Origin of the sequence: Rhabdothermincola salaria (genome assembly GCF_021246445.1) — a bacterium.
GTDB lineage: Bacteria > Actinomycetota > Acidimicrobiia > Acidimicrobiales > Acidimicrobilacustridaceae > Rhabdothermincola_A > Rhabdothermincola_A salaria.
In genome coordinates this window covers 215,072-235,776 of record NZ_JAJQXW010000005.1, presented here as the reverse complement: position 1 = coordinate 235,776, position 20,705 = coordinate 215,072, and the positions used below count along the sequence as shown (strand labels likewise).

Annotated in this window: 21 protein-coding genes; 11 read left to right on the top strand and 10 right to left on the bottom strand. The window is 71.4% G+C overall.

Features of this window, described 5'->3' with window-relative positions:
- Window positions 1-17: 17 nt before the first annotated feature.
- A complete protein-coding gene (locus LUW87_RS17735) occupies window positions 18-1,238 on the top strand; it encodes a glycoside hydrolase family 3 N-terminal domain-containing protein (RefSeq protein ID WP_232672534.1) in 1,221 nt (406 codons plus the stop codon).
- A 15-nt stretch (window positions 1,239-1,253) separates the two neighbouring features.
- On the opposite strand, the gene LUW87_RS17730 is transcribed toward LUW87_RS17735, so the two are convergent.
- Entirely contained in the window at window positions 1,254-2,321 is a 1,068-nt protein-coding gene (locus tag LUW87_RS17730; RefSeq protein ID WP_232672533.1) for a helix-turn-helix transcriptional regulator, read from the bottom strand.
- 162 nt (window positions 2,322-2,483) lie between these two features.
- Here LUW87_RS17730 and LUW87_RS17725 point away from each other — a divergent pair, with 162 nt between their 5' ends.
- From LUW87_RS17725 to LUW87_RS17715, 3 genes are all read left to right on the top strand, one after another.
- Window positions 2,484-2,927 (top strand): VOC family protein, encoded by a 444-nt coding sequence (locus tag LUW87_RS17725; protein WP_346742598.1) that lies wholly within the window; start codon window positions 2,484-2,486, stop codon window positions 2,925-2,927.
- A gap of 17 nt (window positions 2,928-2,944) precedes the next feature.
- The gene (locus LUW87_RS17720; RefSeq protein WP_232672531.1) at window positions 2,945-3,385 is read left to right on the top strand and encodes a nuclear transport factor 2 family protein; all 441 of its coding nucleotides are present in this window, start codon (window positions 2,945-2,947) and stop codon (window positions 3,383-3,385) included.
- 200 nt (window positions 3,386-3,585) lie between these two features.
- Window positions 3,586-4,071 (top strand): DUF305 domain-containing protein, encoded by a 486-nt coding sequence (locus LUW87_RS17715; RefSeq protein ID WP_346742597.1) that lies wholly within the window; start codon window positions 3,586-3,588, stop codon window positions 4,069-4,071.
- Between the two features lie 6 nt (window positions 4,072-4,077).
- Here LUW87_RS17715 and LUW87_RS17710 read toward each other — a convergent pair whose 3' ends face one another.
- The 3 genes from LUW87_RS17710 to LUW87_RS17700 form a co-directional block, all read right to left on the bottom strand.
- Window positions 4,078-4,947 (bottom strand): Gmad2 immunoglobulin-like domain-containing protein, encoded by an 870-nt coding sequence (locus LUW87_RS17710; RefSeq protein WP_232672529.1) that lies wholly within the window; start codon window positions 4,945-4,947, stop codon window positions 4,078-4,080.
- An 88-nt stretch (window positions 4,948-5,035) separates the two neighbouring features.
- Entirely contained in the window at window positions 5,036-6,148 is a 1,113-nt protein-coding gene (locus LUW87_RS17705) for a fatty acid desaturase family protein (protein ID WP_232672528.1), read from the bottom strand.
- A 175-nt stretch (window positions 6,149-6,323) separates the two neighbouring features.
- Window positions 6,324-6,524, bottom strand: coding sequence for a hypothetical protein (locus tag LUW87_RS17700; RefSeq protein WP_232672527.1), 201 nt, complete (start codon window positions 6,522-6,524; stop codon window positions 6,324-6,326).
- A 250-nt stretch (window positions 6,525-6,774) separates the two neighbouring features.
- Between LUW87_RS17700 and LUW87_RS17695 the strand changes: the two genes are divergently transcribed.
- The gene (locus LUW87_RS17695; protein WP_232672526.1) at window positions 6,775-7,401 is read left to right on the top strand and encodes a peroxiredoxin; all 627 of its coding nucleotides are present in this window, start codon (window positions 6,775-6,777) and stop codon (window positions 7,399-7,401) included.
- 94 nt (window positions 7,402-7,495) lie between these two features.
- Here LUW87_RS17695 and LUW87_RS17690 read toward each other — a convergent pair whose 3' ends face one another.
- Together LUW87_RS17690 and LUW87_RS17685 are read right to left on the bottom strand one after the other, a co-directional pair.
- Window positions 7,496-8,593 (bottom strand): flavin-containing monooxygenase, encoded by a 1,098-nt coding sequence (locus LUW87_RS17690; protein WP_232672525.1) that lies wholly within the window; start codon window positions 8,591-8,593, stop codon window positions 7,496-7,498.
- Window positions 8,594-8,739: 146 nt separating this feature from the next.
- Entirely contained in the window at window positions 8,740-9,105 is a 366-nt protein-coding gene (locus LUW87_RS17685) for a VOC family protein (protein WP_232672524.1), read from the bottom strand.
- 109 nt (window positions 9,106-9,214) lie between these two features.
- Between LUW87_RS17685 and LUW87_RS17680 the strand changes: the two genes are divergently transcribed.
- The gene (locus tag LUW87_RS17680) at window positions 9,215-12,154 is read left to right on the top strand and encodes an AfsR/SARP family transcriptional regulator (protein ID WP_232672523.1); all 2,940 of its coding nucleotides are present in this window, start codon (window positions 9,215-9,217) and stop codon (window positions 12,152-12,154) included.
- Window positions 12,155-12,167: 13 nt separating this feature from the next.
- On the opposite strand, the gene LUW87_RS17675 is transcribed toward LUW87_RS17680, so the two are convergent.
- Both LUW87_RS17675 and LUW87_RS17670 read right to left on the bottom strand, forming a co-directional pair.
- A complete protein-coding gene (locus tag LUW87_RS17675) occupies window positions 12,168-13,361 on the bottom strand; it encodes an acyl-CoA dehydrogenase family protein (RefSeq protein ID WP_232672522.1) in 1,194 nt (397 codons plus the stop codon).
- A gap of 55 nt (window positions 13,362-13,416) precedes the next feature.
- Complete coding sequence (locus LUW87_RS17670) at window positions 13,417-15,588, bottom strand: alpha/beta hydrolase (RefSeq protein WP_232672521.1); 2,172 nt, start codon at window positions 15,586-15,588, stop codon at window positions 13,417-13,419.
- 165 nt (window positions 15,589-15,753) lie between these two features.
- Between LUW87_RS17670 and LUW87_RS17665 the strand changes: the two genes are divergently transcribed.
- Both LUW87_RS17665 and LUW87_RS17660 read left to right on the top strand, forming a co-directional pair.
- A complete protein-coding gene (locus tag LUW87_RS17665; RefSeq protein ID WP_232672520.1) occupies window positions 15,754-16,440 on the top strand; it encodes a class I SAM-dependent methyltransferase in 687 nt (228 codons plus the stop codon).
- Entirely contained in the window at window positions 16,437-17,168 is a 732-nt protein-coding gene (locus tag LUW87_RS17660; protein WP_232672519.1) for a PIG-L deacetylase family protein, read from the top strand. Before LUW87_RS17665 ends, LUW87_RS17660 begins: the two co-directional genes overlap by 4 nt.
- A gap of 13 nt (window positions 17,169-17,181) precedes the next feature.
- On the opposite strand, the gene LUW87_RS17655 is transcribed toward LUW87_RS17660, so the two are convergent.
- Entirely contained in the window at window positions 17,182-17,601 is a 420-nt protein-coding gene (locus tag LUW87_RS17655; RefSeq protein WP_232672518.1) for a hypothetical protein, read from the bottom strand.
- A 132-nt stretch (window positions 17,602-17,733) separates the two neighbouring features.
- On the opposite strand from LUW87_RS17655, the gene LUW87_RS17650 reads away from it, so the two are divergent.
- The 3 genes from LUW87_RS17650 to LUW87_RS17640 all read left to right on the top strand — a co-directional run bounded on the left by LUW87_RS17650 (window position 17,734) and on the right by LUW87_RS17640 (window position 20,145).
- Window positions 17,734-18,345, top strand: a complete 612-nt coding sequence (locus LUW87_RS17650) for a DedA family protein (protein WP_232672517.1) — start codon at window positions 17,734-17,736, stop codon at window positions 18,343-18,345.
- Between the two features lie 183 nt (window positions 18,346-18,528).
- Window positions 18,529-18,909 (top strand): thioredoxin, encoded by a 381-nt coding sequence (gene trxA, locus LUW87_RS17645; protein ID WP_232672516.1) that lies wholly within the window; start codon window positions 18,529-18,531, stop codon window positions 18,907-18,909.
- A 42-nt stretch (window positions 18,910-18,951) separates the two neighbouring features.
- A complete protein-coding gene (locus LUW87_RS17640) occupies window positions 18,952-20,145 on the top strand; it encodes an MFS transporter (protein ID WP_232672515.1) in 1,194 nt (397 codons plus the stop codon).
- A gap of 31 nt (window positions 20,146-20,176) precedes the next feature.
- Here the strand turns inward: LUW87_RS17640 and LUW87_RS17635 are convergent, their stop codons facing one another.
- Complete coding sequence (locus LUW87_RS17635; protein WP_232672514.1) at window positions 20,177-20,695, bottom strand: mycothiol transferase; 519 nt, start codon at window positions 20,693-20,695, stop codon at window positions 20,177-20,179.
- Window positions 20,696-20,705: the final 10 nt, after the last annotated feature.

The window sequence follows — 20,705 nt, the reverse complement described above, 5'->3', positions numbered from 1 at the left end:
ATCTACCCTCCCGGACGATGCAGGGCACGACCGCACACGACCCGACGTCCCCCCACCGAACCCGCCTCGCCGTCCCGAGGCGACGGGGCTGGGGCCTGCTCGCCGTGGCGATGGGTGTCGTGCTCATCGCCGGGGCCTGCGCCGGGGGCGGGTCGGCCGACCCCGGCCCGGCGAGCACCGACCCCGGTTCCGAGTCCTCCCCCTCCAGCACGGCCACGACGACCACCACGGCCCGGCCCGAGCCGTCGCCCTGCTCCACCGCGTCGTGGAGCCGGGAGGAGCGCGTCGCGGCGACGGTGTTCGCCTCGCTGGCCGATGGCTCCATCGAGGGCCTCGACCAGGCCCTGGCAACCGGCGCCGGCGGGATCTTCGTGAGCACCGCCGCGGTCCCGCTGGTGGCCGACGGCACCATCGCCGAGCGCACCGCGGCCACCGAGCTCCCGCCCCTCGTGGCCATCGACGAGGAGGGCGGGCGCGTCCAACGTCTGCGCGACGTGGTGGGCCGCCTGCCCAGCGGCCGGGTCATGGCTCGCACCATGGACCCGTCGGAGATCCGGACCACCGCGGCCACCCACGGCGCCCAGCTCGCCGAGCTCGGGATCACCGTCGACTTCGCCCCGGTCGTCGACGTCAGCGACGAACCCGACGATGGCCCGATCGGCGATCGCAGCTTCGGTGCCGACCCGGAGTCGGTCGTCGCGGCCGCCGGGGCCTTCGCCGCCGGCCTCGACGAGGCCGGCGTCCTGCCCACCCTCAAGCACTTCCCGGGACATGGTCGGGCCAGCGGCGACTCTCACGACGAGGCGGTCAGCACCCCACCGATCGACCAGATGGGCCCGGACCTCGAGCCGTTCAGGACGATCCCGACCGAGGTGCCGGTCGCGATCATGATCGGCCACATGGAGGTGCCCGGGCTCACCAACGGGGTGCCCTCGTCGCTCTCCCCGGCCGCGATCGACGGGCTCCTGCGCGGCGATCTCGGGTTCGACGGTCTGGTCGTCACCGACGACCTGGCCGGGATGCGGGCCATCCAGGACCGCTACACGACCGAGGACGCCGCCGTGCTGGCGCTGGCGGCCGGGGCCGACATGGTGCTGGTGCCGACGTCGTCGTTCCCCGCCGTGGCCGCAGCCATCAGCGCCGCCGTCGACGACGGACGCCTCACCGAGGCCCGGCTGACCGAGGCCGCCGATCGTGTCCTCGCCGCCCGCTCCCCCGCCGGCACCTGCCCGACCTGAGCGAGACGACGGCCGTCAGACCCGGTGGACGGCAGCGTGGAACCCGTCGAGGAGGTGCTCGGAGAAGACGCGGGCCACCAGCTCGCCCCTCGTGGTGAACCCGGTCTTGGTGAAGATGGCCTTCACGTGGTCACGTACGGTGTGCGCCGAGATGCTGAGCTCGGCCGCGATCTCCTTCGTCGCCAGGCCCCGGGCCAGGTGCACCACGATCTCGATCTCCCGCTCGGTGAGCCCGTAGCCCTCCAACAAGATGGGGGTGAGGTCGGCCGCCCGTGCCGGTTCGATCATCACCGCCACCATCCCCGACCCCTCCATGGGGCTGGCACTGACCCGCCGCCACGTCCCGGAGGTCCCGTGGACCCGTGTGGCGACGTGGCTGGCGGACCGGCTCGCCCGGGCCCTGGTCACCACGTTGCGCACGATGGCGGGCATCCCCATCTCCTCCACCCCGACGGTGCGCAGGTCGTCGAGCATGCGCTGCGCCTCGACGGTCTGGTGCAGGACCTCGTCGCGCTCGTCGACGACGCACATCGCGGCGGTGGAGTGCGCTTCCATGTCGAGGGCGACCACGCCCCTGCGCAGCACCTTGCCGACGAGCGGGACGAGGCTCGACACGGCCCGGATCTCGTCATCCGGGAACGGACCGTCGACGGTGGCTCGCAGCAGGCTCACGACCCCCCAACAGGTCGAGCCCACCACGAACGCGGCCCTGAGCTCGTCCGCCACTCCCAGCCCGGCGTACAGCCTCGTGTGAACGGGAGCCCGGTCGAGATCGCCGTCGGTCGCGTCGTGGAGGGTGGCCACGGTGTCGGTACGTCGGGCCAGGTCGGTGAACTTGTTGTAGCCGGGGCCGAGCAGCTCGCTGTCCCAGAACGGCGCACACGCATCGGCGGAGAACCCCTCGACCAGCCCGCCCGTCGGGAGCAGCGTCTCCGGGTCGACCGTCATCAGCGCGCTCCACGTGAACGTGGTGATGTCGTGAAGGGCGGTCTGGACGCCCTCCAACGCCGCGGTGAGGTCGGGGGGCCGGTCCGCCAGATCGCGCAGACGGTCCCGAGCCCCAGTCAGATCTCCGACCCCCATGCGACGAGGGTACGGGGTGTCGATCAGGTGCTCCATCCCCCGATCGAGGGGTCCCGCCCCCCCACGGTCGACAGGGATCCACCCGATCGCGGGATTCACGGCGACGAGCCAGCTCCGTAGCGTCCGCCTCACCGACGAGGAGGAGCCGACCGTGAGCGACACATCCACCCGACCGAAGGCAGCGGGCCCGACCACACCAGGGCTCACCGGCATCCAACACGTCGGCCTGACGGTGCGGGACATCGGGCCAGCGAGGCGTGGTACGGGCGGGTGCTCGGCCTGCAGCGCCAGTTCGACGAGCCTCACCACGAGAGCGACGCCGGGGGCCATGCCGTCGTGCTGGGCACCCCGGCCATGTCCCTCAACGTGGGTCTCGACCACCATCCGACCAACGCCGGCTCGACGTTCGATCCCACCCGCACCGGGCTCGACCACCTCTGCTTCCAGGTGGTGAGCGTCGAGGCGCTCGGGGAGTGGGCCGTGCACCTGGAGGACCAGGGAGTGACCCATTCCGGCGTCCGCCCCATGCCAGGGATGCCGATCTCGCTGTTGAGCTTCACCGATCCCGACGGCATCCAACTCGAGCTGATCGCCTTCGCCGGCTGATCAGGAAGGACCCCACGATGACCCTCACCCCCGCCCAGATGGACGAGCTCATGCAAGGCCACTTCGCGTTCGAGATGGACGACGACGTCGACGGCGTGCTGGCGACCCTCGCCCCGGAAGCCGAGCACGACATCGTCGGCGCGCCCGGCGGAGCCACCATCGGCCCGGACGCCACCCGCCCCACCTACGAGCAGCTCTTCGGCGACCTCGCCGGGGAGCGGGTGGAGACGCGGCACCGCTACTACGGCGTGAACTCGCTGACCGACGAGAGCCTCTGGATCGGCCGCGCCGTCGGCAACCCGTTCGGCTTGCCGGGGCACGGCCGGCCCCTGCAGTTCCGGATCCTGCACGTCATGGCCTTCGACGACGACGGCCGCATCACCCGCGAGAACGTCTGGCTCGACCATGCTGCGATCGTCGCCCAGTTGTCCGACGACGCCGGCCGTGTGGTGGGGTGACCAGCGCCGTGGGCCGCCCAGCCCGGTGAACGACCGCAGGCACATCGGGTAGGGGCCCGTCGCCGGCAACGACGACAAGGAGCCCCGAGATGGCCGAGGAGCACACCGACGACACGACGACACGACCGTCGGAGGAGGGCCGAGCCGGACCCCTCGCGTCGCTCACCGACCAGCAGCGCACCTATCTGCGCTTCGCCGCCATGATCGCCACGTCGATGGTCGTGATGTTCGTCATCATGTACCTGAACACCTACGAGATGGCCCACGTCAGGTGGAGCGAGACCCGCTTCTACATGACCTTCGTGATGGGCGCGGCCATGGCGGTGATCATGCTCAGCTTCATGCTGGGCATGTACAAGAGCTCCAAGGTGAACCTGGCCATCCTCATCGGCGCCGCACTCGTGTTCGCCGGGTCGCTCTGGCTGGTCCGCAGCCAGACGACGGTAGAGGACCGCTCGTACATGCGGGCCATGATCCCGCACCACTCCATCGCCATCCTGACGAGCGAGAACGCCGGCATCCGGGACGTACGGGTCCGGGAGCTGGCCGACGAGATCATCGAGGCCCAGCGACGCGAGATCGACGAGATGGACTGGCTCATCGAGGACATCGGCGAGAACGGGGTCGCCGAGACCGAGGAAGAAGCCGCGCAGCGGGCCGTCCCCGAGTTCGAGGCCAGCCCCTGAGGTCCGTCACCCGATCTCGACGGGAACCTCGTAGACGTTGATCTGCGAGCCGTCCCGAGCCGACGTCTCGAAGCCGATCACCGAGCCGATCCCGGGGGTCGGGACCTCGAAGGTGGCGGTGACCGAGAAGGTTCCGAAGGTCCCCATCCCCGCGGTGGCGGTGGTGAACCCCTCGGCCACGATCAGGCCGTCACCGTCGGTCACGACGTACTGGACGGTGCCTTCGAACGTGTTGGCCATGCCGGTGATCTCCAGCGGCGACGCCACCGCGTCGCCCGGCACGGGTGACTCGACGAGCACCATCGGTGTCACGTTGGCGAAGTCCGAGCGGTCGACACCGTCGACCAGCACGCCCTCACCGCCGATGGCCTCGACGGGCTGGCCGTCGAGACGGAACTGCACGGTGTCGACGGTGTCGAACTGGGTGAGGGTGAACACGACCTGGGCCACCCGCGCCTGCATGGACAGGCTCCCGCCACCGGACTCGAACTCGCTGCTGAGATCGACGGTGGCCACCCCGTCGGCGATATCGAGGTCGAGCAGCTCGGTGCCCTCGGGGATGGCGGTGAAGAAGCCGATCTCGGTCTCGATGCCCTCGGGCCCGTCGAGCAGCGCGTCCATCGCACCCCGTCCCACTTCCGGCCCTTCGACCGTCCGGCCGGCGGTGGCCACGGCCTCGTCACGGGTGAAGTAGACCCGCACGTCGATCATGGGCCCGTCGCCCTCGTCGGACGTCGTGGTGGTCGTCGAGGCGGTGGTGCCGACCCCCGCCGTCGTCGACGTCGACGCCGACTCGTCGGCCTGGTCGTCGCCCCCGCAGGCGCCGAGCGCCACCACCAAGACGAACACCGTGAGGATCCCGAGTCGAGTGCGCATGGCTTCATCGAGACACCACCGCGCCGCCGCCACCAGGGCCGAACGTCAACGAGGACAGGTCCTCACGGCAACCAGCTCCGCCAGTGGCCTAGGCCCGGCCGAGGTGGCGCAGGTGGCGGTAGTGGGAGGCGATCGCCTGGCGGAGCGTGGGCTGCACCCGGTAGGGGATCTCGAAGGCGTCGCAGACCTCGCGGACCGCCGGTGCGATCACCGGGTAGGCCGTGTGCGGGACCTGGGGGAAGAGATGGTGCTCGGTCTGGTGGTTCAGGCCGCCCGTGTACCAGGTGACGAGGCGATCCACCGGGCCCGAGCCCTGGCAGAAGTCCACCGTCGAGCGGACCTGCCACTCGTGCCACCGGATCGCGTTCTCGGCGCCGTCCTGGCGGAACTCGGCCTCCTCGACCACGTGCGCCAGCTGGAACACCACGCCCAGCAGCAGCCCGGCGACGGACAGGGTCAGGGCGATGCCGAGCAGGACGATCCACCAGGGGTGCATGAGCAGCGGAACGCCCACCATGAGGAACACGAAGACTGCCTTGGTGGCCAGGAGCTCCACGTACTCCAGCACGGTCGGGCGTCGGCCGTGACGGTCGCCGGTGATGGACTCCGTCACCGTCGACGCCACGTCGGCGACCATGATCGCCAGTGCCGTGAAGCAGTAGACGGCCCACAGGTAGAGGTGCTGGAAGCGGTGCCACGGACGACGGGCCTGTTGGGGGGCGAAGCGGCCGAACGGGGCCAGCTCGATGTCGTCGTCACGACCGACGACGTTGGTCGCTGCGTGGTGGACGTAGACGTGGCCGTCGATCCAGCGCTTCGAGCTGCCCCCGAGGGCGTACATCGACCATCCGGCCGCCCGGTTGGCGCCTGTGAGCCGCTTGGAGCCCTTGGTCCGGAACAAGGCGTTGTGGTTGGCGTCGTGTTGGACGTTGAAGCCCACGCCCGCCATGGCGAGGGCCAGGGAGGCGCACGCCAGGATGCCCAGCCACCAGGAGCCGGCCACGAGCAACAGCGCGTAGGAGGCGAGGTACCAGGCGCCGATCACCACGGCCTTGGACTGCAGCTGGCGGTGGGCCCGCCGCAGGACCCCTTCGGAGAGACGCTGGTCGACGGCCGTCCGCAGGTCGGAGCCGAACCGGCGATGGTCCGGACCCGGCGAGCTCTCGACCGTCACAGCCGGGCTCACGGTGGACGGAGCCACCCGTTCCATGGTTTCTGACACGACGACGCACTTCCCGTGGGAGGCAGCTTCCCGACGGGTGTCGAAACCGATGCCTCTCGTGCGCCCTTTCTACCCGGCCCGTGCTCCGACGAGACCGCGCGGCACGATGATCCGGGGCGGCAGCACGGATCAGCGCCGACCGGGCCGCGGGTGCCTAGCCGGTGGTGCTCTTCGTCCAGTCGCGCAGGGCGGCGTGAGACGCCCCCCAGTCGATCGGCGAGTCGCACGTGGGGCACTGCGCATCGTCGTCGGTCATCACGGAATCGCAGTGCGAGCACCGCAGGTTCGGGTCCGTGTCCGGCTCGAAGACGGCGGTGACCCGCCCGATCGGGGTGATGGCTGCAGCGTCGCTCATCGGTGTCTGCCTCTCGTGGGGTCGGGGTCGATCCGTCGACCTTGCTCTCCCCCGGCCGGCCCGACCACGGCCGAAGGTCCCACCGTCCCCGGCCCGGAGGACCCGGGGCCGCTCTGCCCGACCGGGTGGGGCGGGCGCCCCTAGACCGGCCAGGATCCGACGACCATCATGGGAGGACGAGGCGGAGCGGGTCGACCAGACCGGTCGCCTCGGCATCGAACGACACGATCCGACGACGAAGGGAACCCGCATGGGCCTCCACCTGGGCGACACCGCCCCCGACTTCACCGCCATGACCACCGACGGCGAGGTCTCCTTCCACGACTGGAAGGGCGACTCGTGGGTCGTCTTCTTCAGCCATCCGGCCGACTTCACCCCGGTGTGCACCACCGAGTTGGGCCGCACCGCCGCCCTCGAGGAGGAGTTCGCCACGCGCAACACCAAGGCCATGGCCCTCTCCATCGACCCGATCGAGGACCACCACAAGTGGGCCCCGGACATCGGTGAGATCACCGGCACCCCGCTCAACTTCCCGATCGTGGCCGACCCCGACCACAAGGTCGCCGAGCTCTACGACATGATCCACCCCGGTGAGGGTGACACGTCCACCGTGCGGTCCGTCTTCATCATCGACCCCGCCGGCAAGATCCGCCTCATGCTCACCTATCCCAAGTCGGTGGGCCGCAACTTCGACGAGATCGTCCGCGTCGTCGACGCCCTCCAGGCCACCGATGCCAACCCCATCGCCACCCCGGCGGACTGGAAGCCCGGCGACCGCGTCATCGTCGGCCTCGGGGTCTCCACCGACGACGCCAAGGAGAAGTTCAAGAACGTCGAGGAGTTCAAGCCCTACCTGCGCTTCGCCGACCAGCCGTAGCCGTCCTGCTCGTTCGGGCCGGGTGCCACGCCGCACCCGGCCCGACCGCCCACGGGAGTCGCCGACGCGATGGGCGGCCGCCGCCGGCACGGGATCAGACGGCGTCGAGGTTCTCCTCGACACCTGCCGCCGCCTGCTTCGACACCCGACCGAGCGCCTGGAACCAGCCCTCGGTGTTCGGGTAGTCGAACCCGACGCACGAGAGGGTGGGCTGCGCCACGGACCGCCACCGGTCGTCCACCACCGGCGTGCCGGCGTCGGAGTACCGGACCACCGAGTCGTCCAACCAGTCGAGCGCCGGCCGGAACCCGGTGGCCAGCACCACCGCGTCGATCGGACGACGGGACCCGTCACTGAAGATCACAGCCTCGGTCTCGAAGCGGTCGATGGCGCCGACCACGTCGACGCGACCGGTCCGCACGGCCTCGGGAAGCTCGTAGCCCACCACGGGATAGGCCCGGGCGCTGAGCCCTTCCGGCGGGGGGAGACCGAGATCGGAGAAGTCCGGTCGCACCGAGTCGATCAGCGCGCTGGCGAGGCGGTCGGGGACGTGGCGCAGCACGAACGCGCTGAGCGCAGAGCGCCACGCCGACCGGGGGCGGGGAACGAAGAGCACGCCGCTGCGCACCGAGATGGCGACCGCCGCACCCGCCGCCGCCAGATCGACGGCGATCTCGCTGCCGGAGTTGCCGGCGCCGACCACCAGGACCCGTCGGCCGGCGAAGGGCCCGGCCCGGCGGTACTCGGCGGAGTGGATCACGGGCCCGGCGAACGCGGACAGGCCCTCGATGGCGGGGCGCACGGGGCGGCTCCAGATGCCGGTGGCGGCGACGAGGGTGCGCGCCGTGAGGTCGCCGCTCGTCGTGCGGATCTGCCACTCGCCAGCGGCCCAGGTCGCCGACTGCACCCGCACCCCTTCGCGGACGTCGAGACCGAAGTGCGCGCGGTAGTCGGCCAGGTAGTCACGCACGTCCTCACCAGGGGGGAAGTCGGGCAGGCCCGCCGGCATCCGGAGGCAGGGCAACGCCGAGACCTGCTTGAGGGTGTGGAGGCGGAGGCCCTCGTAGTGCTCACCCCACACGTGGCCGGTCGCCCCTTGCTCCAGGAGCACGGCTCCGATCGATCGACGCTGGAGCTGCCGGGCTACGGCCAGGCCCGCGGCACCCGCACCGACGATGACCGTGGCGCTCAACGGCCGGTGAGGCGCCGGAGGCCGGTCACGTCCGCGGGTCCATCACCGTCGTCCACACCCCGTCGCATGCCACCGGAACCCGGGCCGAGCCCTGGTGATTCCGCTCCCGGGTGAGGAGGATCGGCTCTCCTCGGGATCGGCACCGGTCAGCTACGACCTGCGGTGCCGATCTGGTGCAGCTCGATGGCGTTGCCGTCGGGGTCGTGCACGAAGGTCTGGCGGTCGGGCCCGACGACCTTCGGGTCGTCGACCTCGATCCCCTTGGCCCGGAGCTCGTCGACCACGGCATCGAGGTCGTCGAGGAGGAGGGCGAAGTGCTGGCCCTGTGCGGGAGGAACGGAGGCCTCGATGAGGTGGACCTGGGTGGATCCCATGTCGAGCCAGGCCCCGCCGATGGAGAAGTCGGGCCGATCGTCTCGGACCCGGGCGCCCAGCACGCCGGTGTAGAAGACCAGGCTCCGCGCGGGATCGGAGACGTTGATCGAGACGTGGTGGACACCGAGGGGTTGCATCCGCCGAGTATGAACCGGCCCCAACGGCCCGACAAGGAGGGGTCTGCACACCGACTGGCTCGAACAGCTGATCCATTAGCCTCATGGGGACGTCCCGAGGCGGTGCGCGATGGGTCAACATGCATTCGAGGTGCTCGGGCCCCTCCGTGTCACGGGCCCGTCCGGGGACGACCTGAGCCCCCGGGGGCCCCTTCAGCGGCGGCTCCTCGGTGCTCTCCTGCTCGAGCACGGCAAAGTCGTCTCCACCGACCGGCTGGCCGAGGTCCTCTGGGGGGACCGCCTTCCGCAACGGGCGCCGGCTCTGCTGCACTCGCACGTGTTCCGCCTGCGCCAGCAGCTCCCGGAGCTCGACATCGAGGCTCGACCACACGGCTACCAGCTCGACGTGCCGGGCGCGGCGATCGACGCGTGGCGGTTCGAGCAGGCCGTGTCGAGGGCGTGCATGATCCGCCCCGACGACCCCGACGGGGCCCTGGTCCTCCTCGACGAGGCCCTCGGGTCCTGGCGCGGCGAGGCCTTCGCCGACCTCGCCGACACCGATGCCGGACGCATCGAGGCCACCCGGCTCAGCGAGCTCCGGCTGTTGGCGACCGAGGAGCGCTTCACGACCGCTCTTCACCTGGGCCTCGCCGACGAGGCCCTCCCCGATCTCGAGGCCTTCGTCCGCCGTGAGCCCTTGCGGGAACGGCCTCGGGAGCTCCTCATGGACGCGTTGACCGCGTCCGGCCGGCGTGCCGATGCGCTGCGGGTCTACGACTCGTACCGGCGGCAGTTGGCCGAGGAGCTGGGGGTGGACCCGTCGGCCCATCTGCGTCGTCGTCACGAGCAGCTCCTCGACGCGGTCGAGCCGGCCGACGGTGGACCACGGCGACCGGCCCCAAGGGAGGATGTCCCTCCGGCCGATCGGCACGAGGCCACCGGGTTCGAAGAGGCCTCGCTGCCACGGCCCGTCTCGTCGTTCGTCGGGCGCGACGAGTTGCTCGGCGCCCTGGCGGCCCAGGCGACCCACAACCGCCTGCTCACGTTGGTGGGGCCGGGCGGCGTCGGCAAGACACGCCTGGTCACCGAGTTGGTGCACCGGATCGTCGACGACTTTCCCGACGGTCGCCCCTTCTGCGACCTCACCCCGGTGGACGGTGCCGGCGTCGCCGCGGCCGTGGCGTCGGCCTTCGGCATCGAGCCCCGGGCGGGCGTGGCACCGGCCGAGCGGATCGCCGAGGTGGTCCGTCGGGAGCACGCGCTGCTCGTCCTCGACAACTGCGAACACGTCCTCGACGAGGTCGCCGGTCTCGTCGAGGACCTCGTACGGTCCACCGAACACCTCGTCGTGATCACCACCAGCCGGGAACGCCTGGCCGTGGAAGGCGAACGGATCTTCGCCGTGGACCCACTCGGGGTGGGTGGCGAGACCAGCCCCGCCTTCGAGCTGTTCGTCGACCGGGCGCGCGCCGCCTCCTCGACGTTCGAGCTCGACGAGGCCAGCCGGATCCGGGTCGTCCGGCTCTGCGAGCGGCTGGACGGGCTCCCGCTGGCCATCGAACTGGCGGCGTCACGGCTGCGATCGCTCACCCTCGAAGAGATCACCGAGGGTCTGGAGTCCAGCACCTCGGTGCTCCGGGGTGGCCGCCGCACGGTGCCTCGGCACCGCTCCCTCGACGCCGCCCTCACCTGGTCGTATCGACTGCTCGACGACGACGAACGTGACGTGCTGGCCGCGGCGGCGAGCTTCCTCCAACCCTTCGACGTCGCCGACGTGGCCGCCGTGGCCGAACGGCCCACGGCCGACGTTCGCGACGTCCTGGCTGATCTGGTCGAGCGCTCACTCGTCCACCGGGTCGGCGGCCGCTTCTCGCTGCTCCAGGTGGTCCGCCTCTTCGTGAACGAGCGCACCGAGGACCGGGCCGACCTGACCCGGCTGTCGCTCCGGCACGCGAACAGGGTGGCCGAGCGAGCCGAAACGGCCAACCGGGTCCTGCGCACGGCGCTGGACGACACACCCATCGCCGACGTGCGGGCCTTGGTCCCCGACCTGCGACAGGCCATGACCGCCGCTCTCTCGTCGGGCGACGCCGATCTCGCCGTGCGGTTGGTCGTGGCCGTCCGCGATGCGGCCATGCACGCCATGCTCCCGGAGCTCATGGCATGGGGAGAGCCGGCCGGAGAGCTCGGCGACGCCGTCGCGCACCCACTCGCCGCCGACGCCTTCTCGATCGCCGCACTCGCCGCGTGGAAGGCCGGCGACCTCGACGCCATGCGTCGGCTCCTCCAGCGGGCCGGAGAGACCTTGGCGCGAGGTGGGGAGCGCGACCGCTACGAACACCAAGGAGCCCTGGGCACCGAGGCACTGGCCCACGGCGCGCTCGACGACGCCGTGGCGCCCCTGCGTCGCGCGCTCGAGTGCCCGGAAGCCGTGGACGACGTGCTGCGCCAGGCCGAAGGCGGCGCCACGCTCGTCATCTGCGAGGCCTATGCCCACCGGGCCGAGGCGTGCACCCACGCCGAGCGCCTCCTCACCGACGTGGCTCCTCGCGCGGGTGCCGTCCCCGCCTCGTGGTGCTGGTACGCCGCCGGCGAGTGCCTGCTCGACGCAGAACCGATGGTCGCTCGTGGTCACCTGCAGCGGGCGGTGGAGCTGGCCCGGGCCGGCGGGGCCACCTTCGTCGAGGGCGTGGCCGGGGCATCGCTGGCCTCGCTGGACGCCCGTTCCGGGGACACGACTGCCGCCGTCGGGCACTACCGGTGGTTGCTGCCCCTCTGGCTGCGCGCCGGCGTGCGCTCACCGTTGAGGACGATGTTGCGCACCGTCACCGAGCTGCTCTGCCAGCAGGGCTTCGACGACGCCGCGGCCCGGCTCCTCGGCGTGGTCACCGCACCCGGTGCCGGGCACGAGGTGGTGGGCGACGACGACGTCCGGCTCCGGACCGTGAGGGCCACGCTCGAGCGCAGGATGGGACGGGCGCAGCTCGAGATCCGGCTCGAAGAGGGCCGCGCCCTCGACGACGCGGCCGCCGCCCAGGAGGCGACGGCCGCGTTCGACCAGATGGCCTGATCGCCCCTCGGACTCACCAGCGTGGACCCGCGGGGTCGATGCCCAGCAGCGCCTTGCCGGCGGTCTCGTGGGTGAGCGCGTCGTTGGTCGGATGGAAGCCGCCACACCGCACGTCGCGGTAGAGGCGTTCGAGCTCGTGGCCTCGCACCATGCCCGCACCGCCGGCGACATCCAGGGCGACGTCGACCACACGTTTGGCCGCCTCGACGGCCCGCCACTTGGCCGAGACGATCTTGGCCCCCCACCGGTCGCCGTGGTCGACCCCGTCGACGCAGTCGTCCACGAAGCGCCGGACCGTCGCGTCGGCGGCGTCGAACTCCAGGTACATCTCGGCGACCTGGTGCTGCACCATCGGGTTGTGGGCGTAGGTCCCGCGGGGGATCGCCACCGAGCTCTTGGTGGTGGCCGAGTGGACCGCCAGTTCCAGGGCGCGCTCCGCGATGCCGAGGTACACGTTGCCGACCTGGCCCACGAACCACAGGTTCATGGCGAAGAGGAACAGGTCGCTCTCGTCGCCCGCCGGCGTGATCGCTCCGATGCGGTCATCGGGGACGAACACGTCGTCGAGGACCGTGTCGTAGCTCTGCGAGGGCCGCATCCCGAGGGTGTCCCAGTTGGGGACGACGGTGACGCCAGGTGCCTCACGGGGCACGAAGCCGTGCACCACGACCGGCTGGTCGGGGGTGCTCGTGTCGAGCGCGTGCACCCCGAGGTGGGCCCATGCCGGTCCGTTCGACCCGAACATCTTGTGGCCGTTGACGACGTAGCCACCGTCGACCTTCACCGCCGTCGCGGTCGACATCACGACCGGGGCGTCGTTGCCGGTCTCGGCGTGACCGGCGGCGAACACGTCGCCGGCGACGGCCCGCTCGAGGATCCAGCGCAGTGACGGGTCGCCCGCCCTCTCGTACTCCACGGCGATGCCGACCCAGTAGTGGTGCATGGTCATGGCGAGGGCGGTCGCCGGGGCATAGGTGGCCAACCGACGTTGGGCGCGTCCGAGCTGGCGCAGGTCGTATCCCCAACCGCCGAGCTCCTCGGGGACGGCGGCACCGAGGTACCCGATCTCGCGCAGGACGGCCAGGTCCTCGTGGAAGTACTCGTTGTGCTCGTCGGCCACGCGGGCCCGGTCGCGGAACCCGGCGAGCGTGTCGTGGTCCGGAAGTCGCCTGGTGGCGTCGGTGCTGGGATCTTCGATGAGGGTCATGGTGTGCTCCTGGGTGATGGTGGATGGTTGTCGGGGAGTCGGGGCGGCGTCGTGGTCACAGCAGCTCGACGAGCAGCGACGCGGCGCGGCGAGCGCCGCACCGGGGCACGGGGCGATAGGGCGGCCGATCACGGCGCAGCTCATCGGCCATCGCCGCGGCGAGGGCCTCGGGCGTAGCCGCGGCGTACTCGAGGGCCCGACCGGCGCCATGGCGGTCGAGGCGATGGCGGACGTGGATCTGCTGTTCGAAGTGGTCGAGCAGGGGCAGGTACACGAACGGCCGCTGGGCCGCGGTGAGCTCCATCGTCGTCGTGAGCCCGCCTTGCACGACGGCGAGGTCGCACGCCGCCAGGTGGCGGTGCAGGTCGGGCACGAACGCCCGCTTCTCGACCCCGGCGACGTCGGGGAGGGCGCCCGGATCGATCCTCGGACCGGTGACGATCACAGTACGCAGCCCGGGGATCTCCTCAGCCGCCAACGGATGGGCGGCGACGATCCGCCGGAGCAACGGCAGCCCGACGGCGGAGCCGCCGACCGACGCGATGACGACGACCTCGTCGTCGCGGTAGCCCAGCTCGGCCCGAAGCCGGGTGTGGTCGAGCTCGGCCGGGTCGAAACCGGTGATGTAGCCGCTGAACTCGTAGTGCTCGGCCGTCCACTCGGCGATGGACGGGAGTCCGGCGCCGAAGGTGTGCGGGACGACGTCGTCGGGATCGCCGACGAAGATCGACAGATCCCGGACGTGGGGTCGACGTTCGACGTGGCCGATCATCTCGCGGTTCCAGTCGGCGGCGACGAAGGCTTCACGTTCGCCGCCGGACGCCATGGGGACGATGCCGACGAAGTCGGACAGCCAGGCGAAGCGAGCTCGCTTCAGTGCCGGATGCTCGTGCAGGAAGTGGTCCACCTCCCACGACTCGTCGCCGACGACGAGGTCGTAGCCGGCGCTCTCGGTGAGGTCGGCGAACACGCTGAAGTTCGTGACCAGGATCTCGTCCATGCGGCGCAGGGCCTCGAACACGTGGAGGTCGTGCTCCCCCATCTCGCTCTCGAGGTGCGCAGACTCGCTGGCGAGGCGAAGGCTGGCCGGGTGCACGGTCTCACCAGCCGCGTCGAGCACACGTGTCACCGGGTCCTGGGCCAGCCAGTCGATCCGCACGTCCGGCGCCAGCGTCCGCAGTTCCGTGGCGATCGCCAGGTCACGGCGGGCGTGGCCCAGACCGATCGGGGAGGACAGGTACAGCACGCGCGGTGGCCTCGGACGCCGGATGGCGGCCACCGCACTCGGGGTCCCGGGGTCGGGATCGGTCATCCGGCCGGCTCCCGGAGGCTCCGGGACGGCCGACACCCGGCGGTCCATGAAGGATCGGATGATCCGGTTCACCTCGATCGGGTAGCGGACCTGGGGGCAGTGGGCGGCCTCAGGCATCTCGACCAGCTCCGAACCGAGGCCGGTGGCGAGGCGGCGGCCCCACTCGGGTGGGCAGATCACGTCGAGTCCGCCCTGGATGACCAGGGAGGGGCAGGTCACCGACGCCACCAACGAGCGCAGCGCGGCCGCGGTCTGGTGCGGTGGGGTGGCGGCCCGGGCGGCGACGGTCGCGGTGAGCACCTCGGGGGTGGTGTCGAGCCCCCACGCCAACGCCTCCTCGCGGGGCTTGGTGGCGTGCGGCTCGGCCAGGGCGGTCTCGGTGAACCACCGCACGAACCCGGGAAAGTCCCGGGCCCAGGCGTGACGGTTGTAGCGACCCCAACCCTCCTCGACCTCGAGTTCCTCGTCGAAGGTCGCGAGGGCCCGGGTGAGGGGTGCGTCGACGTCCCCGGCCAGGTCGACCGACGGGCCGATGAACACGGCGCCCTCGACCAGGTCGGTCGCCGATGCCGCCAGCAGCAGGGCCAGCAGGCCGCCGTAGGAGTTGCCCACGAGGACCGCCTGATCGGTCCGGGTCGCGCTCATGACGGCGAGGGCGTCGGCCGCGTGCTGGTGGGGGACGTAGGCGGAGGGATCGGTCGGCCGGTCGGAGCGGCCGCAGCCGCGGGCGTCGTAGGTGACGATCCGGAAGTGGTCGGAGAGCCCGGCGATCTGAGCCTTCCAGATCCGGCTGTGCACGACCATCCACGGCGGGAGCAGCACCAGCGTGTGCTCGCCGGCGCCGAAGACCTCATAGTGCACGGACGTCCCGTCCTGGTCGACGGTGCCCTCCTCGACTGGCTGGCGTGGCCGCATGCCGGTCCTCCTCTCCTGGGTGCTGGACCTCACCGTGATCCGGTGTGCTCGCGGGCCGCTTACGCGGCACTCGCGAGCGCTCGCGAGGCCGTCGCGAGGCCCCTGCGAGAGCTCCACCCCACCGTGGCCCCCGTCCCCACCCCCACGACGAGGAGGAGGCCGGCCATGAGCGCCACCATCCAACCCACCCGACCGACGGTGGAACCCCGGGAGGACCAGACCTTCCACCACGGCACCCGCAGCGACTTCAACGCCTGGTTCTTCCGGGTCTTCGACCGCTACATCAACCACATCGCGCGCCATCACAAGCGTGAGGCGTTCGCCGGCATGCGCGCCGGCGACATCGTGGAGCTCGGTGCCGGGGTCGGCGCCAACTTCGCCCATCTGCCGGCCGGTGCCCGGGTGCTGGCGGTGGAACCGAGCCGGGCGATGCACGACGAGTTGGTCGCCCGGGCAACCGACCGCGCCGTGGACCTGACCGTCCTCGGCGCCTGTGCCGAGGACCTGCCGATCCCCGACGCGTCGGTGGACGAGGTGATCTGCTCGCTCGTGTTGTGCACCGTGAAGGACCAGGCGGCCGCGCTCGCAGAGATCCGACGGGTGCTGCGCCCGGGTGGGAGCTTCCGGTTCGTCGAGCACGTGGCCGCACCTGCGTGGAGCCCCCGGCGTTGGCTCCAGCACGCGATCCGCCGACCGTGGAGCTGGCTGTTCGAAGGGTGCGACCTGTGCCGGGACACCGTCGCCTCGGTCGAGGAGGCCGGTTTCCGCGAGATGCAGGTCCGACGAGCCCGATTCCGCCGGTCCCTGTTCACACCCGTGAACTCGGCCGTCTACGGCTACGGCATCCGATGACCGGCGACGACGAGATCCGGTGTCTGGGTACGATCCTCGGCATCTGGGCGCATCCCGATGACGAGACCTACCTGTCGGCCGGTCTCATGGCGGCTGCGGCCGACAACGGCCAGCGAGTGGTCGTGGTGTCGGCGACCGCCGGCGAGCACGGCACCGACGACCCTGTGACCTGGCCGCCCGAGCGGTTGGGCCCCGTACGGGCCAGGGAGGCCGCCGCCGCGCTCGCCGCGCTCGGCGTGCAGGAGCACCGCTGGATGGGGTTGCCCGACGGCGATCTCCGCCGGTGCTGTCCCGACGAGCAGATCCGGCGGCTCGCCGAGACCATCATCGAGGTCGCACCGGACACGATCCTCACGTTCGGCCCCGATGGCATCACCGGCCATCAGGATCACCAGGTGCTCGGGCGGTGGGCGTCGGCGGCCCATCGGCTGGCCCGACCCGGTGCATGCCTGCTCCACGCCGCGCTCGAGGAGGCCTACTGCAAGAGGTTCCAGCCGCTCCACGACCGCTTCGAGGTCTTCATGGACGGCGCCCAGCCGGAGCCTCGTCATCACGACGAGCTGGCGGTCCACCTTCGCCTCTCCGGAGCGGAGCTCGACCGCAAGCTGGTGGCCCTCCGAGCCCAGGCCACGCAGACCGCTCCGATCATCGAGGCCATCGGCGCCGACAACTACGCCCGATGGGTGGCCGAGGAGGCCTTCGTCGAGGTGCTGGCCGACCGCAGCTGACGGCTCCCGGGTGTCAGCCGAACTGCACGAGCTCGAAGGGCAGACCGCCGGCAGTCACCTCGACGAGGGACATCGGTGCCCCGGTGGCGGCGGTGACCTGGAACGGTCCCCGCACCACGTGCCCGGCCTCCGCCGCCTCGGCGCCGGCACGATCGATGTCCCGGTTCACCACCGCCAGGAGGCGCATTCCGGGCGAGACGTCGCCCCGCAGGTGCTCGGGGATCTCGATGACGTCGAGACTGCCCGGTCCTTCGCCGATGAACGCCGCCCGTGCCGGCGCGGCCAGCCCGCTCCAGCCGAACAGCTGCCCCACGTTCTCCTCCGGGATCTCGTAGCGCGACACGGTGGAGATCCTCGCCACCTCCACGCAGAACCCGACGACCTCCTCGAGGTCCTCGGTGAACACGACGACGTGCGACAACGACTTCGGCATCCGACCTCCCTGACGTCGATCGACCCTAACCCGCGGCGCGGCCGGGAACCGTCGAGCCGGACCCGCCGCGCAGGAGCCCGGGCCAGGGGTCGTGCGAAGGTGCGGACCCTCCGCGTGGGGTAGGTCCCGGCCATGTCCGACTGGGTCACGAGCTTCGTCGAGACGGTCGGGTACCCAGGGATCGTCGTGCTCATGATCCTGGAGATCCCCCTCCCGATCATCCAGTCCGAGATCGTGATGACCTTCAGCGGCTTCGCCGCGTCTCGCGGCGATCTCGACCCGGTCCTCGTCGTCGTCGCCGGGGTCGCGGGCAGCACGATCGGGTCGGTCGCGCTGTTCGCGGTCGCCCGTTCGGTGCCCGAGCCGGCGGTGAAGGACTTCCTCGAGCGCCACGGCGGGTGGCTCGGGTTCACCCGGGAGAACCTGGAGTCGGCGCAGGACCGCTTCCGGCGCCACGACCATTGGGCGGTGCTCGTCGGACGCCTCATCCCCGGCATCCGGTCCTTCATCGCCATCCCGGCGGGCTTCACCCGGATGCCGTACTGGGAGTTCATCGCCCTCAACCTGGTGGGGACCGTCTTCTGGATCAGCGTCCTGACCTACCTGGGGTCGATCCTCGGTGAGAACTACGGCCTGGTGGACCAGTACAGCTCCTACATCACCTACGGCCTCCTCGGGGCCGCCGCCGCCTACGTCCTCTACCGGATCGGCGTGGTGGCGATGACCCGTGCATCCGACACGTGAGGCCGCTGGTCGAGCATCGCCACCTCGTCGCCGGGGGCCCAGTACTGGCGTAGGCCCGCCCCATCGGAAATGCTCCTGGCATCGTGACGTCGGCGAGCTCGTCGCAGGCGTCCCACCCGAAGGAGGACCGGCGTGAGCGAATCGACGGTGAGTCGCTGTGCGAGCTGTGGCACCAAGAACCGCGTGCCGAGCACTGCGACCGGTGTGCCTCGCTGTGCGACGTGCCACCACTCCCTCCCCTGGATCGTCGAGGCCACGGCCGGCGAGTTCGACGATGCCGTCGCCACCAGCGCCCTCCCGGTCGTGGTCGACCTGTGGGCCCCGTGGTGCGGTCCGTGCCGCATGGTCAGTCCGCTGCTCGAAGAGCTGGCGACGGACCTGGCCGGGTCGATCAAGCTCGTGAAGGTGAACGTGGACGAGGCCCCGGGGATCAGCGCCCGGTTCGGGGTCCAGGGCATCCCCACCTTCCTCCTCCTCGACCACGGCACCGAGAAGGGTCGGTTGGTCGGCGCCCACCCCCTCCACGAGCTTCGGGCCTGGGTGCAGCAGTCGAGCACCGCCTGACCCACCGGCAGGGACCTGGTCCCGGGCTGGCATCCTGGGGCCATGTCCACCCCGGTCGCCACGTCGTCGGTGCGACGGGTGACCCTCGCCGCCAGTGCCACCCTGACCGTCGCCGTCCTCCCCGTCTTCCTGGTCGGATCGCTGTCGGCCGACATCGGCCGCGAGCTGGGCTTCGGCACGGCCGGAACCGGCGTCGCCATCACCGGTTTCTTCGCCGCCGGTGGGCTCACGGCCGTCGGCATGGGGCGGGTCACCGATCGGGTGGGCGCCAAGGTCGCCATGCGCGCCGGCGTCGTGCTCTCGGGCATCTGCACTCTGGCCCTGGGCACGATCGCGACCCAGCTGTGGCAGCTGGTCGTGCTGCTGGGCTTGGCCGGCACCGCCATCGGGCTCGTCGACACCGGCGGGGCGCGTTCGTTCTCCGAGGCCGTCCGGTTCGGCCGCCAAGGTCTGGCGTTCGGGATCAAGGAAGCCAGCGTCCCGGCCGCGTCGATGCTGGCCGGCCTCTCGCTCCCGGTGCTCGCCGATGCGCTCGGCTGGCAGTGGGCGTTCGTCGTCGGGGCCGCACTCGCCCCGGCGGTGTGGTTCCTCGTCCCGCCCGATCCGGTGCCCGGCGACGTCGACCACGCAGCCCACCCGGCCTCTCCCGATACCGACGCGCCCCACCGGTCGACGACGCGACGGGCCACGCTCGTGCTGTTCGCGGTGGGCGTGGCCTTCGGCGCCGGTGCGTCGTCGGCGGCGGCCACCCTCTTCGTCCCGGCCGTGAGCGACGCCGGGTGGACCGAGAACGCAGCCGGCGTGCTGCTGGCCATCGCCAGCATCGCCAGCATCGCCACCCGCCTGGGACTCGGGTGGTCGAGCGACCTGGCTCCCCAGCACATCCGCAGGATGCTCGCCGGCGCCCTCGCTCTCGGGGCGCTCGGCGCGGCGCTGCTCGCCGTGTCGAGCGCCCCGGCCGTCGTCGTGGCCGGCGCGCTCCTCGTGCTCGGCGCCGGTTGGGGGTGGAGCGGCCTGGCCTTCCTGCGAGCCGTTCGCGCCACACCGGAGGCCCCGTCGATCGCGGCCGGGATCGTGCTCACCGGGCTGGCGACCGGCGGGACGGTGGGCCCGGCACTGTTCGGAGTGATCGCCTCTCGCTGGTCCTACACCGCGTCGTGGTGGTCCGCCGCCGGTGCGTTGGCCATCGCCGCCGCCGTCGCGGTCGTGGTGCGAGACCACGCCGCCTCACCGTAGGCACCGGGCCCCGCTCGTTTCGGACGGTCGCCTATCGCTCCGATCGACGTTCGAGGAGGCCCCGGACGTAGGCCGCCTGCCCCGCGTGCTGGATGTCGTCGTCGAGGACGCTCACCAACCGGACGCCGAGCGTCACCGGCGGATCCCAGCTGCGGTCGACGACGCGGTCGAGCGCCTCTGGGGTCAGCGTCGCCACGAACGCACGGGTGCGCTCCGCAACAGCGTCGTAGTAGCCGGTCACGGCCGAGACGCTCTCGGGACGAACCCGCGCCACCTGCTCGGGTGTGTGGCCGAACCCGACGTCGGACGGATCGGCCTCGACGCCGAAACGGGCCGCCCAGCCGTCCTCCATCCACACCTGCTCACGCTCGACCAACTCGGCCATGTGCGCGTCCTGGACCCGCGTGAGGTGCCACAACAACCAGCCGATCGGGTTGGAACCGGCCTCGGGCACGACGAGCAGGTCCGCCGGGGACAACCCCGCCGACACCTCGTGGACGTGTTCCTGCACCCTCGACATCAGGTCCTCGAACAGCTCGGGCACGTCCATGTCGCCTCCT

Coding starts and splice junctions, on each gene's coding strand:
- LUW87_RS17735 (WP_232672534.1), top strand. CDS start 18: ATGCAGGGCACGACCGCACACGACCCGACGTCCCCCCACCGAACCCGC.
- LUW87_RS17730 (WP_232672533.1), bottom strand. CDS start 2,321: ATGGGGGTCGGAGATCTGACTGGGGCTCGGGACCGTCTGCGCGATCTG.
- LUW87_RS17720 (WP_232672531.1), top strand. CDS start 2,945: ATGACCCTCACCCCCGCCCAGATGGACGAGCTCATGCAAGGCCACTTC.
- LUW87_RS17715 (WP_346742597.1), top strand. CDS start 3,586: ATGATCGCCACGTCGATGGTCGTGATGTTCGTCATCATGTACCTGAAC.
- LUW87_RS17710 (WP_232672529.1), bottom strand. CDS start 4,947: ATGCGCACTCGACTCGGGATCCTCACGGTGTTCGTCTTGGTGGTGGCG.
- LUW87_RS17700 (WP_232672527.1), bottom strand. CDS start 6,524: ATGAGCGACGCTGCAGCCATCACCCCGATCGGGCGGGTCACCGCCGTC.
- LUW87_RS17695 (WP_232672526.1), top strand. CDS start 6,775: ATGGGCCTCCACCTGGGCGACACCGCCCCCGACTTCACCGCCATGACC.
- LUW87_RS17685 (WP_232672524.1), bottom strand. CDS start 9,105: ATGCAACCCCTCGGTGTCCACCACGTCTCGATCAACGTCTCCGATCCC.
- LUW87_RS17680 (WP_232672523.1), top strand. CDS start 9,215: ATGGGTCAACATGCATTCGAGGTGCTCGGGCCCCTCCGTGTCACGGGC.
- LUW87_RS17675 (WP_232672522.1), bottom strand. CDS start 13,361: ATGACCCTCATCGAAGATCCCAGCACCGACGCCACCAGGCGACTTCCG.
- LUW87_RS17670 (WP_232672521.1), bottom strand. CDS start 15,588: ATGCGGCCACGCCAGCCAGTCGAGGAGGGCACCGTCGACCAGGACGGG.
- LUW87_RS17665 (WP_232672520.1), top strand. CDS start 15,754: ATGAGCGCCACCATCCAACCCACCCGACCGACGGTGGAACCCCGGGAG.
- LUW87_RS17660 (WP_232672519.1), top strand. CDS start 16,437: ATGACCGGCGACGACGAGATCCGGTGTCTGGGTACGATCCTCGGCATC.
- LUW87_RS17655 (WP_232672518.1), bottom strand. CDS start 17,601: ATGCCGAAGTCGTTGTCGCACGTCGTCGTGTTCACCGAGGACCTCGAG.
- LUW87_RS17650 (WP_232672517.1), top strand. CDS start 17,734: ATGTCCGACTGGGTCACGAGCTTCGTCGAGACGGTCGGGTACCCAGGG.
- LUW87_RS17640 (WP_232672515.1), top strand. CDS start 18,952: ATGTCCACCCCGGTCGCCACGTCGTCGGTGCGACGGGTGACCCTCGCC.
- LUW87_RS17635 (WP_232672514.1), bottom strand. CDS start 20,695: ATGGACGTGCCCGAGCTGTTCGAGGACCTGATGTCGAGGGTGCAGGAA.